Raw genomic sequence first — 12,727 nt, 5'->3', positions numbered from 1 at the left:
GCCACGCGTTCCCATCTCGAACACGACCGTTAAGCCCTCCAGCGTCGATGGTACTTGAACCGCAGGGTTCTGGGAGAGTAGAACGTTGCCAAGCAGTATTCCCTGATAGCTCAGTTGGTAGAGCACTCGACTGTTAATCGAGTTGTCACAGGTTCGAGTCCTGTTCGGGGAGCCATGCTTCCATAGCTCAGTCGGTAGAGTGCATCCATGGTAAGGATGAGGTCACCGGTTCGATTCCGGTTGGAAGCTCCAGTAGCAAGGCCCGTTGGTCAAGTGGTTAAGACACCTCCCTTTCACGGAGGTAACAGGGGTTCGAGTCCCCTACGGGTCACCATTTCATATTCATATTTGAATAATGTGTACTATGGAGGCTTAGCTCAGCTGGGAGAGCATCTGCCTTACAAGCAGAGGGTCGGCGGTTCGATCCCGTCAGCCTCCATACTGAGTCGTAATCAGTAATTTGGGGTTACAATATTAATGGGGATTAGCCAAGCGGTAAGGCAACGGACTTTGACTCCGTCACCCCTAGGTTCGAATCCTAGATCCCCAGCCATTTATTATATGAGGCATTAGCTCAGCTGGTAGAGCACCTGACTTTTAATCAGGGTGTCGTAGGTTCGAATCCTACATGCCTCACCATTTATTTACAACGATGTGCGCGTATGGCGGAATTGGCAGACGCACTAGACTTAGGATCTAGCGGGCGACCGTGGGGGTTCAAGTCCCTCTACGCGCATCGTTTGCGGAAGTGGCTCAGTGGTAGAGCATCGCCTTGCCAAGGCGAGGGTCGCGGGTTCGAACCCCGTCTTCCGCTCCAATTTTTCTTTAAAGTGCCGGGCTTAGTGCTTAAGCATAAAGGCTTCGCGCCCATAGCTCAGCTGGATAGAGCGTTTGACTACGAATCAAAAGGCCGGGAGTTCGAATCTCTCTGGGCGCACCATTTTTTCTTTCATCTACATATTATCGGGACGTAGCTCAGCTTGGTAGAGCACCTGCTTTGGGAGCAGGGGGTCGCATGTTCAAATCGTGTCGTCCCGACCATATTTTCAACAGCAAGTCAGTTTCATCTGCGGGTGTAGTTCAATGGTAGAACTTCAGCCTTCCAAGCTGATAGCGTGGGTTCGATTCCCATCACCCGCTTCATAGCAAACAAAAAGGTCCTTAATATTTAAGGGCTTTTTTGTTTGCTCTTTTTTTATTCCCTAATTATTAAGAGCGAGAATAATTGTCCCAGTTTAATATAAACAATGTTAATTTTAAGCTGGGTTAAATATAATAGGTAAGGCGGACATATAAAGCTGACCATCTTCGCCTTCAGCTGCATGTAAATTAATGGTGTTTCATTTTTCACTCTATATCCTGAGTAGGGAATGTGGTAAAATAAATGGATGGTTTTTTTTAATTGGATTTTAGAATAACATGGTCGTTTATAGTTAGGAATCAGCGTAAGCTGTGTATAAAGAAGTAAGTGTAAGGATGCAGTGCAAAGTATAGATGAGGTGAGAGGTATGTTAGAGCACGATCAAGAGCATGATCACGAACATGAACACGAGAACGGTAGTTTATTGCAGAAGCAGACTGCTAACAATCTTCTCCGGAGGGATGTACGCTTCTTAGGGCATATTCTGGGTGAGGTTTTGGTGCATCAGGGCGGCCAGGAGCTGCTTGATGTGGTTGAGAAGATTCGGGAGATGAGCAAGTCTTTGCGGCTCTTGTATGTTCATGAGATTTATGAGGAGTTTAAAGATACGATTGGTACTTTGGCTCCTGAAGTGCGGCATCATGTGATTCGGGCGTTTGCGATTTATTTTCAGCTGGTCAATATTGCCGAACAGAATCATCGGATTCGTCGCAAAAGAGATTATGAACGCAGCACTGGAGAAACGGTTCAACCGGGGTCCATCGAGAGTATTATTCAGGATTTGAAGGCGAGGCATGTGCCTAAGGATGAGGTTCAGCAAATTTTGCAGTCGATTTCTTTGGAGCTTATTATGACGGCCCATCCTACAGAAGCGATGCGTAGAGCTGTGCTGGACATAAATCTGCGTATTTCTAACGACGTGATGAAGCTGGATGATCCGACTTTGACGTATAGGGAACGGGAACAATTGCGTGAGAAGCTGCTGGGCGAAGTGCTGAATTTATGGCAAACGGATGAGCTGCGCGACCGGAAGCCGACGGTGATTGATGAGGTGCGCAACGGTCTGTTTTATTTTGACCAAACTTTATTCGATGTGCTTCCGGATGTGTATCATGAATTGGAGCGCTGTCTGGGCAAGTATTATCCGGATGAAGAGTGGCATGTGCCATCCTTCCTGAAATTCGGTTCATGGATCGGTGGGGACCGTGACGGCAATCCTTCTGTTGTTTCCAGTGTAACCTGGAAGACGTTGGGTTTACATCGTAAGCTTGCTTTGGATAAGTATGAAAAAGAGCTTAAAAAAACCGTCAGTCAAATGAGCTTCAGCAAAAATATTGTCCAGGTCAGCGATGAGCTGCTGGATTCGATTCAAAGCGACCGCGAGGCTCTCGGCAATACACGGGGCATATGGCGCAATGAGAAAGAGCCTTACCGGATTAAGGTCAGCTATATGATAGAAAAGATTCATAACACAGGAAATCCAGCGGTTCCGGACTCCCAGAAATATAATAAACCCGAGGAATTCACTCAGGATCTTCGCATTATAGATCGGAGTCTGCGTGGTCACTTCGCTCATTATGTAGCAGACGCTTATATTAAGAAGCTGATTCGTCAGGTTGATCTTTTTGGTTTCCACTTATCGACTCTGGATATCAGGCAGCACAGTAAGGAACATGAGCTTGCAATGACAGAGATTTTGGCTCAGATGGGTCTTGCGGAAGACTATCGTAAGCTTTCTGAGGATGAGAAGGTCAGCTTGCTTAGCACGATTCTGGATGATCCTAGACCGATCACTTCGCCTTACCTCCATTATTCGGAAAATACGCAAGAATGCCTGGATGTGTACAAAACGGTTCAGCGTGCACAGCAGGAGTTTGGCCGCAAGTGTATTTCCAGCTATTTAATCAGTATGACGCAAGGAGCGAGCGATCTGCTTGAGGTGCTGGTTTTTGCCAAGGAGGCAGGTCTTTATCGCAAAGAATCCGATGGCTCTGTGACTTGCACGCTGCAGTCAGTGCCTCTATTTGAGACGATTGATGACTTGCATGCAGCGCCGGAAATTATGCGAACTTTGTTACGTATACCCGCCTACAAAGCAAGCCTCGACCCGATTAATCCTTTGCATGAAATCATGCTGGGTTACTCGGATAGCAACAAGGATGGCGGCGTTATTACGGCGAATTGGGAGCTGCGTATGGCGCTTCAGGATATTACGAGTGTGGCGAAGGAATTTGGCGTGAAGTTGAAGTTTTTCCATGGCCGTGGTGGTGCGCTGGGCCGCGGCGGCATGCCGCTTAACCGCAGTATTCTCGCTCAGCCAGTAGAAACCATTGGTGGAGGCATTAAAATTACGGAGCAGGGAGAGGTATTATCTTCCCGTTACTCGCTTCAAGGTATTGCTTACCGCAGCCTGGAGCAGGCAGCTTTTGCATTGATTACGGCTTCTTCGCTGGCTCGAACGCCTCAGGATCATTCCTCAGACGCTAAGTGGGAATCGATTATGAAAGGCATATCGGAGCAGGCGCAGCTGAAGTATCAGGATTTGATTTTCCGGGATGAAGATTTCCTGACCTTCTTCAAAGAGTCTACACCGCTGCCTGAGGTGGGAGAGCTCAATATTGGCTCACGCCCATCGAAGCGTAAAAATAGTGATAAATTCGAGGATCTGCGCGCGATTCCATGGGTTTTTGCCTGGACGCAAAGCCGGTATTTGCTGCCAGCCTGGTATGCTGCCGGTAGTGGGCTGCAAAGCTTTTATCAAGGAAATCCTGAAAATTTGCAGACGCTTAAGGTTATGTATGAGGAGTGGTCCTTCTTCCGTTCGATGATTGATAACCTGCAGATGGCTCTGGCAAAAGCGGATTTGCTGATCGCCAAGGAATATGGCAGTCTGGTTAAAGATTCGAAGGTTGCTGAGCGTATATACGGGCTAATCAGGGAAGAGTATGAATTAACCTCCTCACTTATTTTGCAAATTACAGGACAGCAGGAAATTCTCGATAATGTGCCTGTCATTCAAGAATCGATCCGCTTGCGTAATCCTTACGTAGATCCGCTAAGCTATATGCAGGTGGAATTAATCAAGGAGCTAAGAGCGCTTCGTGAAGAGAATGAAGATGATGCCGAGCTTCTCAGAGAGGTACTACTGACGATTAACGGTATCGCTGCCGGACTCAGAAATACAGGTTGATACAAGAAAGTGGGAAAGTAAGTAAGAAGGTAAACTAGTAAGTAAACTAGAAGGTAAGCAAGCAAGGAAGCAACAAGAAAGCAAGCAAGGGGTACAGTCGGGGGTCTTCTTAGGGAAGACAGCTCGGCTTTTCCTGTGCTTAACGCAGGCTGCCGCGGCGTAATGAAGTAATCGCTATTATATTGATTATGATTGGGACTGTATTGGCTGTGAATCTATTTGCGGCGGATTGGACCGGTTCAGCGCTATGGGGCTTGTTTGCGGCTTACTGTCTTGTTTTACATATGGTTGTTCTAATTGAAGCAGGCAGCGGACATTTACTTTTGTGAGGAAGTTGAGGCTGCCTATATCTTGCTTGGAGAGCCGGTTATGCTGGTGCAGTGGCTGGGAATAGGATGTATTCTTGCCGGTATTGTGTTATCTGAGAAGAAATCGAAAGCTAAAGCCGGATCATTGTTGTAGCGATGAGGGGTAAGGGGCTGGAGGAATTTCAGTGAATTTTGTGGAAACAAGGCTGGCTAAATTGGCCAGGAATGGCGATCGGGCTGCTTTTACCGAATTGGTGGAGCTGTATAAGGATAAGATTTTCCATCTGGCCTACCGCATGTTAAATAATAAGCAAGAGGCGCAGGATGCTGTGCAGGAAACTTTTTTGCGTGTATATATGAATTTGCACAGGTATGATGATAAGCAGAAGCTTTCCACCTGGATTTTTCGAATTGGCACGAATCATTGTATCGATCTTCTGCGCAAAAGAAAAAATCGGACCTACTCCCTTGATGCGGAAATACCTGACGGTGAAGGGAATGACTTCTATTCGATGCTGCAAAGTTATGAGCCAACGCCGGAAAATCAGGTTATCGTCTCAGAAACGCAGATGCAAATTCGCAGGGCTATCGATTCTTTGTCTGAAAAGTACAAGACTGTTGTCATTCTGAGGTATTTGCACGATATGTCGCTGCAGGAAATTAGCGAGATCCTGGATATGCCCGTAACTACTGTGAAAACAAGAGTTCACCGGGGGAGAGCCTATTTAAAGCTGAAATTGGAACAAGAGCCTGATTTGCAGGATGCATAAATAGCTTTTTTTGAAACATCTTTAAAGCTGAAACGTATGGTACTAAGCAAACGTAGAAGATGAAGGAAGGGTGGGTTATTTATGAACTGTAAGGAAGCCCTCCCGCTTATGCATGATTATCTGGATGGCGATTTGTCGCAGCCGGAAGCCCTCAAGCTCAAAGAGCATTTCGTACAGTGCACTAACTGCCGTACGTTGTTCAAAGAGCTGGAGAGAACGGATGCCATGGTTCGCTCACTGCCTCCTACGAGTGTGCCGGATGATCTGACCGAGCGGATTATGGGTGGTCTGCCGGTTGTGAAGAAGCGTAATTCCTGGCTGCAATGGGTTCGTAAGCATCCAGCTGCATCAGTAGCCGTAGTGTTCTTGGCGCTGATGTTCGGAAGCTTTATGGCCATGTGGAATCAGGATGGTGAGCTGATGGTTAAAGGAACTGACTTGCAGGATGTGATCATTCAAGGCGATACGGTGATTGTACCTGAGGGCCATACGGTTAATGGCAATCTGGTCGTGAAAAGTGGCAAGCTGCAGGTCAATGGAGATGTAACAGGCAATCTGATTGTGATTGATGGCTCCTTGAATTTGGCATCTACAGCACATATATATGGGCAAATTACTAAGGTTGATGAAGTGATGGGCTGGTTTTGGTATAAAATCAATACGTTCCTGGAGCAATTTTCTGAATAGTATGATTCGCCTCCTTTTCTGCTGAAATGGAGGTTTTTTGTTGCAACTGAGAGGGAATAGAACAATGGAGCAAATTATGGTATGATCTAGAGATATAGAAAGATTGTTGGAAACTGGCTTGCCGTCGCCTGGGGGAGAAAAATCATGGAGTACTTCACGAGCATTTCGATTAAAGATATCGTCGACATCTTAATCGTCAGCTATGTCATCTATAAATTGATACTGCTGGTTCGTGGAACCAGGGCTATACAGTTAATGAAAGGTATTCTGGTTGTCGTTATCACATGGGTAATTAGTATATGGTTTAAGCTTAGTACACTGCAATGGATGATGAACCAGGCTTTTACATTCGGTGTGCTTGCGGTCATTATTATTTTTCAGCCGGAGCTTCGCCGTGCGCTTGAGCAATTGGGCCGGGGCAAGCTGTTTAGCCGCTCTTCCTCGGAAGATGATGAGGATATCAACAAGCGAATTGGCGATATCATTAAAGCTGTTAATTACTTAGCCAAACGGAAAATAGGGGCGCTTATTGTTTTTGAGAAAGAGACCGGCCTTACGGATTATGTGGAATCGGGCACGGCTATAGAGAGTAAGATCAGCTCAGAGCTGCTTATTAATATTTTCATACCTAATACCCCGCTGCATGATGGCGCCGTAATTATTCGTCAGAATATACTTATGGCTGCAGGCTGTTACCTCCCGCTTTCCGAGAACCCTTTTATTAGTAAGGAATTGGGAACGCGGCACAGGGCTGCTATCGGTATGAGCGAGGTTTCTGATGCTATGTGCATTATTGTATCGGAGGAAACGGGACAGATTTCTTTGACCATGAATGGTCATATATTGCGGGATATGAAAGAAGAATCACTGATTTTCAAGCTGTTTGAAGAATTGAAGCCAAAGACGAAAATTAAAGAAAAAAACCCTTTCTTGAGATGGAGGGGACGTTCGAATGGATAAATGGCTGCGCAATACGAATGTGGTAAGAGTTGTTGCTCTGGTCATCGGAATCCTCCTGTGGGTTGTCGTACATATGGAGGAAAGCTCGGCTCCAGGAACAACTTCGCTTAGTAATCGGGAAGAGACCATTAATAATGTAGCGATCACCAAGAAATATGATGAGTCTCTCTTTTACATTTCTTCGATAGAGCCGTCTAATGTTCAGGTTATTTTAAGCGGCAAGGAATCACTTGTAAAAAAGGTAACAACGAGCAACACCTATAGGGTAGAACTGGATTTAACCAAGGTAGGCAAGGGCGAACACGATCTGGCGCTCATACCTGTAGGCTTTCCTTCGAGCCTGGTGGTTGAGGTTGTTCCACGCACCGTGCACGTTGTCATCGAAGAGCTGCAAAAGAAGGAGGTTCCCGTAGTCATTAACGTTACAGGAACGCCTGCAGAAGGATTAAAGGCTGGACAACCCATTATAAAACCGAACAAAGTGTACGTCACAGCACCTACGAGCCGCTTGAACGAAATTGAAACCGTACGCGGAGAGGTGTCGGTGGATAAGGCGAACGCGGCGGTAACCAAGGAAGTCAGATTACAGGCTTTTGACGCAGATGGTAAAGAGGTTCAGGTCGTTATGAATCCGCAGGTTGTCGATGTGGAGATTCCGATTACGAGTCCGTTCCAGACGATTCCTTTGCAGATTAAGCTTGTGGGAGAGCCGGCCAAAGGGTTCGCGATTGCTTCTGTGGTGCAGAACACGGATAAGGTCACGGTTTATGGTGCTCAGGATGTTGTCGACAAAATGGAATTTTATCAAGGGCCTCAGGTGAACATTCAAGGTATTAATGAAACCAAGGAGTATACACTGGACATTCCTCTGACTAATAAGATAACTCAGGTGGATCCATCCAAGGTTACTGTACAGGTTGAGATTGTGCCTTCTGTCACCAAGGAGCTGGAAAATATTCCGATTACGATCATTGGACAAAATGATGGATTTAATACACGGGTTAGTGTGCCTGAATCAGCCAGAATCAATATTACGGTTGAGGGAGCGCCGGATATTATTGAGCAAATCAAAGCTCAGGATGTGCAGGCTATTGTAGATGTCAGCAATCTTCCACCCGGTCAGCATGAAATTAATGTGTCCTTGAACCTGCCTTCCTTCGTCAAGAAAGGAATCTTGCAGGATATCAAGACAACAGTGGAAATCAGTGAAAAAACACCGAAATCAGCAGGGCCGCAGGGTTAGGCTGGGGTACAGAGGAGAAGATTGATCGATGGGGAAATATTTTGGTACGGATGGAGTAAGAGGCGTTGCAAATAGCGAGCTTACTCCTGAATTAGCATACAAGGTTGGCCGCTGCGGCGGCTTTGTTCTTGCTGGGCAAGTGAAGCATCCTAGGGTAGTTATTGGTAGAGATACACGGATTTCTGGACCCATGCTAGAGGCATCTCTTGTTGCTGGCTTGTTATCGATAGGGGCTCATGTAATCCGGCTTGGCGTTGTAAGTACGCCTGCTGTCGCTTATTTGACTAGGAAGCTCGGGGCGGACGCAGGTGTCATGATTTCAGCCTCGCACAACCCGATTGAGGATAATGGTATTAAGTTTTTTGGTGGCGATGGCTTTAAGCTGCTGGATGAGACGGAGCAGGAAATCGAGCGTCTGCTGGATGCAGAGAAGGATGAGCTGCCGCGGCCAGTTGGCGGGGACATTGGTACCGTATCCGATTATGAGGATGGGAAGCGAGAGTATATTGATTTCTTGAAATCAACACTTGCCGGTTCTTTTGGCGGCTATAAAGTAGTTCTGGATTGCGCTCATGGGGCTGCGTATGAATTGGCGCCTGATGTGTTCCGGGAAATGGGCGCTGAGGTCATCACGATTGGCGTGGAGCCAGATGGCTGCAATATTAATGAGCAATGCGGCTCTACACATCCCGAGCGGCTTCGTGACGAAGTATTGAAGCATGGGGCGAGTTTGGGGCTTGCTTTTGACGGTGATGCAGATCGGCTTATTGCTATTGATGAATTTGGCGAAGAAGTGGATGGGGACTACATCCTTAGTATTTGCGGTGATGCTTTGAATAAAGAAGGAAAGCTTAATCATGGCATGATTGTGACTACCGTTATGGCCAACATCGGCTTTTTCAAGGGTATTGAGAAGGTGGGTCTGAAGGCGACACAGACGGCGGTCGGAGATCGTTATGTGATGGAGGAAATGCGCAAGGGTGGCTATAATCTGGGTGGCGAGCAATCCGGACATGTTATTTTTCTGGATTACAACACAACAGGTGATGGCATTCTTACGGGGCTGCAGTTGACGAGCACTTTGGTGCAGGCGGGCAGGACTTTAAGCGAAATGAAGCAAATTATGCGGAAGTTTCCGCAAGTGCTCGTGAATGTTCGTGTTGCGGATAAAAGCAAGCTGAGCGGCAATGAGCTGATCGATGAGGCCATTCGCAAAGTAGAGGAAGAGCTGGGTGATAACGGCCGCGTGTTGGTCAGACCATCAGGAACCGAATCATTGATTCGCGTTATGGCTGAAGGCCCGGATAAAGAGCAAGTAGAGGCTTATGTGAAAGAAATCGTGCAGGTGATTGAAACCCAGCTTGTATAAGGAAACATAGGCTCCCCTGTGAGCCATATGGGAATAATGGGGGAGCCAAAATTTGTGCTGGATTAATTTATGTTGCGCAAACGAACTTTTTTGAATAAGATGGAAATATATGTTTTACTTCAGAAGGAAAGGCAGGGCAGATGTTGACCCCTCAGTTACAAATAGCGCCAGAACTCACTAGAAGGATCGGGAATCATACCATCCTGGGTTGAGTTGACGAGGTGAAGGTGTTCGAAACATTCGGCGGGGACCTTCCGGCACATGATGTATGCCGTTAAGCTGGAACGCAAAAATGCCTGGGCAACCGGCAAACAAGAATCCAGCAGCATTGCAGTAAACCTAAATTTAACTTTAAGCGGACGAAATTATATATATTTACTAAACACGAAAGATCTTTGACAAATAGTCGCTGCGTAAATCGTAGGACTTATTAAACTATGGAGGTTACACTATGTGCGGGATCGTTGGATATATTGGAAATAGGAATTCACAGGAAATATTAATTGATGGGCTTAGAAAGCTTGAATATAGGGGTTATGATTCAGCAGGTTTGGCAGTGTATACGGAAAATGGACTGCAAATCAAAAAAGCACAAGGACGTCTGGCTATACTAGAATCTCAACTCATGGAGGCCCCTTTAAGCGGAACGGCCGGGATCGGACATACACGTTGGGCGACTCACGGCAAGCCATCAGATGTGAATTCACACCCGCATACGGATAATTCGTTGAAGTTCTCTGTTGTGCATAATGGCATTATTGAAAATTATATGGCTCTAAAAGAAGAGTTAACAGCAAAGGGCCACAATTTTGTATCAGAAACGGATACAGAAGTGATCTCACACCTGATTGCCTCCCTCTATGATGGAGACATTGTGAAGGCTGTACAAAAAGCGATTTCCCGCATGACAGGCGCGTTTGCATTAGGTGTTCTGACGGATTACGAGCCAGATAAGCTTGTTGCGGTAAGAGTTGCAAGTCCTTTGATCATTGGTGTAGGAGAAGGAGAGAATTTTATCGGCTCCGATATTCCGGCCATTCTTGAATACACACGGAATGTGTTTATTTTGAATGATGGTGAAATGGCGGTATTAACAAGGAATGCTGTCGAATTAATGACTTTAGAGGGGAATTTCATTGCCCGGGAAATGTTTTATGTCGATTGGGACATAGTAACCGCGGAAAAAGCCGGATTTGAGCACTTTATGTTGAAAGAAATTCATGAGCAGCCAAAGGCTTACAGGGATACTATGACCAGCCGAATTTCTTCTGAAGGTGATCGGGTAACATTGCAGGAAATCGGTATGACTCCAGATGAGATTCGGGCAATCAACCGGATTCATATTGTAGCTTGTGGTACTGCATATCATGCAGGATTGGTTGGCAAGTATGTAATTGAGAAGCTTGCGCGGATTTCCGTGGAAACGGATGTAGCTTCTGAGTATCGGTACCGCTCCCCGATTATTACCAAGGAAACCCTTGTCATTGTTGTAAGTCAATCCGGGGAGACTGCAGACACACTAGCAGCCCTTCGTGAAGCTAAGCGCTGTGGAGCTCGTGTGCTCGCTATCACGAATGTAGTAGGCAGTTCAGTAGCTCGTGAGGCTGATGATGTGATTACAACATGGGCAGGTTTGGAGATAGCTGTGGCATCAACCAAGGCGTATACATCGCAGTTAATTGCCTTCTATCTGTTAGGCTTGCACCTGGCTCAAACATTAGATACGCAAACACCTGCATATATAGCAGAAGTGATTACAGCACTGAAGGAATTACCAGCTCAAGTTGAGCGTGTATTGGAGCAAGCAGATCAAATAAAAGAATTTGCTGATGAAATATCAACGCATAATGACCTGTTCTTTATCGGCCGCGGTCTTGACTATGCAGTAGCACTTGAAGGCTCTTTGAAGCTAAAAGAGATTTCTTATATTCACTCTGAGGCTTATGCAGCTGGTGAGCTCAAGCACGGAACGCTTGCCCTGATCCAGGAAGGGATCCCAGTTATCGCCCTTGGAACTCAGCATGAGTTAATGGAAAAAACAATTAGCAACATTAAAGAAGTGAAAGCGCGCGGCGCCCATGTCTTGGGAATTGGTGTCGAAGGCGAAGACGAATTGCAGAAAGCAGTCGACACGATATTCAATATCCCTCGTACACTGGATTTACTAGCTCCAGCACTTTCTGTGATTTCGCTGCAACTACTATCTTACTATGCGTCATTGGCACGTGGTAATGATGTAGATAAGCCTCGCAATTTGGCTAAGAGTGTTACTGTGGAGTAGGGTTTTATTGTTTATGCTGTAATGTGTCAAAAGAAAATAAAGTATTAGTGTTAAAAGAAAATAAAGTGTTAGACTGAAAATATCAAGACCTTGATTGAGAAAAATTGTTTAAAATAAAGGGATTTACATATTATGCGTTGCTAATATGTAGATCCTTTTGTTTTCCGATCGAGGAGCGATCGATACGAACGGGCAGGATAGTTGAGCAATACTAACGAATCATAATTAAGTAATAAAGAGTTAAGAGAAGTTTAGTTTTTAATCACATAAAAGGAGGTTTACTGCGGTACGATGATAATGATTGGCTTCGTTCAAAATCTAAACGATAAGAAATGGCTCCGTGCAAAGTCTAACTATGAACAACGGCGGTTGTTTGTATGGAGCTGGTAATAATTGCCGCCATAGTGAAATGATTCTCTTTTGTTTATAGTATAGACTTTGCCCCTTAAAACCAAAATTTTTAAGGAGCAGAGCTAAAATGAAATATGCGAACGCAGTTACCGTCTTTCCAGAAAAATTACTAAAGGAAATACAGAAGTATATACAAGGTGGAATAATATATATCCCCTCCCCCAAGGAGACGCATAAGAAGTGGGGGCAAAATTCAGGAAGTAGAAAATATTTGGATGATCGAAATGAAGAAATCCGCGAAGGGTATTTAAACGGTTCTTCGATTGATGAATTATCAGATACATTCTGTCTTTCTTACCATAGTATAAGAAAAATCATTTACTCTAAAAAATAATGAATGCTAGAAGTCGCATCGGATCCGGTGCGA

At 45.5% G+C, this 12,727-nt stretch carries 9 protein-coding genes, 11 tRNA genes and 1 rRNA gene; all 21 read left to right on the top strand.

Annotated elements, in window-relative coordinates; genetic code table 11:
- Positions 1-94, top strand: a 5S ribosomal RNA gene (gene rrf / locus J2Z66_RS40855); the annotation flags it as partial.
- Between the two features lie 5 nt (positions 95-99).
- A tRNA-Asn gene (locus J2Z66_RS40850) sits at positions 100-175 on the top strand.
- A 1-nt stretch (position 176) separates the two neighbouring features.
- Positions 177-252: transfer RNA gene (locus J2Z66_RS40845), tRNA-Thr, on the top strand.
- A gap of 7 nt (positions 253-259) precedes the next feature.
- Positions 260-334, top strand: a tRNA-Glu gene (locus J2Z66_RS40840).
- 32 nt (positions 335-366) lie between these two features.
- A tRNA-Val gene (locus J2Z66_RS40835) sits at positions 367-439 on the top strand.
- A 39-nt stretch (positions 440-478) separates the two neighbouring features.
- Positions 479-553: transfer RNA gene (locus tag J2Z66_RS40830), tRNA-Gln, on the top strand.
- 10 nt (positions 554-563) lie between these two features.
- Positions 564-639, top strand: a tRNA-Lys gene (locus J2Z66_RS40825).
- A gap of 17 nt (positions 640-656) precedes the next feature.
- Positions 657-736, top strand: a tRNA-Leu gene (locus J2Z66_RS40820).
- Between the two features lie 6 nt (positions 737-742).
- A tRNA-Gly gene (locus J2Z66_RS40815) sits at positions 743-817 on the top strand.
- A gap of 46 nt (positions 818-863) precedes the next feature.
- A tRNA-Arg gene (locus tag J2Z66_RS40810) sits at positions 864-940 on the top strand.
- 24 nt (positions 941-964) lie between these two features.
- Positions 965-1,041 (top strand) — tRNA-Pro (locus J2Z66_RS40805).
- Positions 1,042-1,069: 28 nt separating this feature from the next.
- Positions 1,070-1,140 (top strand) — tRNA-Gly (locus J2Z66_RS40800).
- Between the two features lie 368 nt (positions 1,141-1,508).
- On the top strand, positions 1,509-4,331 hold the full coding sequence (ppc, locus tag J2Z66_RS40795) for a phosphoenolpyruvate carboxylase (protein ID WP_209979599.1): 2,823 nt from the start codon (positions 1,509-1,511) through the stop codon (positions 4,329-4,331).
- 297 nt (positions 4,332-4,628) lie between these two features.
- Positions 4,629-4,793, top strand: coding sequence for a hypothetical protein (locus J2Z66_RS40790; RefSeq protein WP_209979598.1), 165 nt, complete (start codon positions 4,629-4,631; stop codon positions 4,791-4,793).
- Between the two features lie 31 nt (positions 4,794-4,824).
- Positions 4,825-5,409, top strand: a complete 585-nt coding sequence (gene sigW, locus J2Z66_RS40785) for an RNA polymerase sigma factor SigW (RefSeq protein WP_209979596.1) — start codon at positions 4,825-4,827, stop codon at positions 5,407-5,409.
- 81 nt (positions 5,410-5,490) lie between these two features.
- Positions 5,491-6,096 carry a zf-HC2 domain-containing protein gene (locus J2Z66_RS40780; RefSeq protein ID WP_209979595.1) on the top strand — a complete coding sequence of 202 codons (606 nt, stop codon included), beginning with the start codon at positions 5,491-5,493 and terminating at the stop codon, positions 6,094-6,096.
- A 144-nt stretch (positions 6,097-6,240) separates the two neighbouring features.
- On the top strand, positions 6,241-7,056 hold the full coding sequence (gene cdaA / locus J2Z66_RS40775) for a diadenylate cyclase CdaA (RefSeq protein WP_209979593.1): 816 nt from the start codon (positions 6,241-6,243) through the stop codon (positions 7,054-7,056).
- Complete coding sequence (locus tag J2Z66_RS40770; protein ID WP_209979591.1) at positions 7,049-8,299, top strand: CdaR family protein; 1,251 nt, start codon at positions 7,049-7,051, stop codon at positions 8,297-8,299. The genes cdaA and J2Z66_RS40770 overlap by 8 nt, the downstream gene beginning before the upstream one ends.
- Positions 8,300-8,327: 28 nt before the next feature.
- Positions 8,328-9,668: a phosphoglucosamine mutase gene (gene glmM, locus J2Z66_RS40765; RefSeq protein ID WP_209979589.1), complete on the top strand. Its 1,341-nt coding sequence runs from the start codon at positions 8,328-8,330 to the stop codon at positions 9,666-9,668.
- Between the two features lie 451 nt (positions 9,669-10,119).
- The gene (gene glmS, locus J2Z66_RS40760) at positions 10,120-11,949 is read left to right on the top strand and encodes a glutamine--fructose-6-phosphate transaminase (isomerizing) (RefSeq protein ID WP_209979587.1); all 1,830 of its coding nucleotides are present in this window, start codon (positions 10,120-10,122) and stop codon (positions 11,947-11,949) included.
- A 478-nt stretch (positions 11,950-12,427) separates the two neighbouring features.
- Positions 12,428-12,694 (top strand): CD3324 family protein, encoded by a 267-nt coding sequence (locus tag J2Z66_RS40755; protein ID WP_209979585.1) that lies wholly within the window; start codon positions 12,428-12,430, stop codon positions 12,692-12,694.
- The last annotated feature ends 33 nt before the right edge of the window (positions 12,695-12,727 follow it).

The organism is Paenibacillus eucommiae (assembly GCF_017874215.1).
In the GTDB taxonomy this organism is placed as follows: domain Bacteria; phylum Bacillota; class Bacilli; order Paenibacillales; family NBRC-103111; genus Paenibacillus_AI; species Paenibacillus_AI eucommiae.
Note: the sequence above shows the minus strand (reverse complement) of the source record. Positions and strands in the feature narration are given on the sequence as shown.

Excerpts from the sequence above, each read along its gene's own strand:
- ppc (WP_209979599.1), top strand. The coding sequence starts at position 1,509 with ATGTTAGAGCACGATCAAGAGCATGATCACGAACATGAACACGAGAAC.
- J2Z66_RS40780 (WP_209979595.1), top strand. The coding sequence starts at position 5,491 with ATGAACTGTAAGGAAGCCCTCCCGCTTATGCATGATTATCTGGATGGC.
- cdaA (WP_209979593.1), top strand. The coding sequence starts at position 6,241 with ATGGAGTACTTCACGAGCATTTCGATTAAAGATATCGTCGACATCTTA.
- J2Z66_RS40770 (WP_209979591.1), top strand. The coding sequence starts at position 7,049 with ATGGATAAATGGCTGCGCAATACGAATGTGGTAAGAGTTGTTGCTCTG.
- glmM (WP_209979589.1), top strand. The coding sequence starts at position 8,328 with ATGGGGAAATATTTTGGTACGGATGGAGTAAGAGGCGTTGCAAATAGC.
- glmS (WP_209979587.1), top strand. The coding sequence starts at position 10,120 with ATGTGCGGGATCGTTGGATATATTGGAAATAGGAATTCACAGGAAATA.
- J2Z66_RS40755 (WP_209979585.1), top strand. The coding sequence starts at position 12,428 with ATGAAATATGCGAACGCAGTTACCGTCTTTCCAGAAAAATTACTAAAG.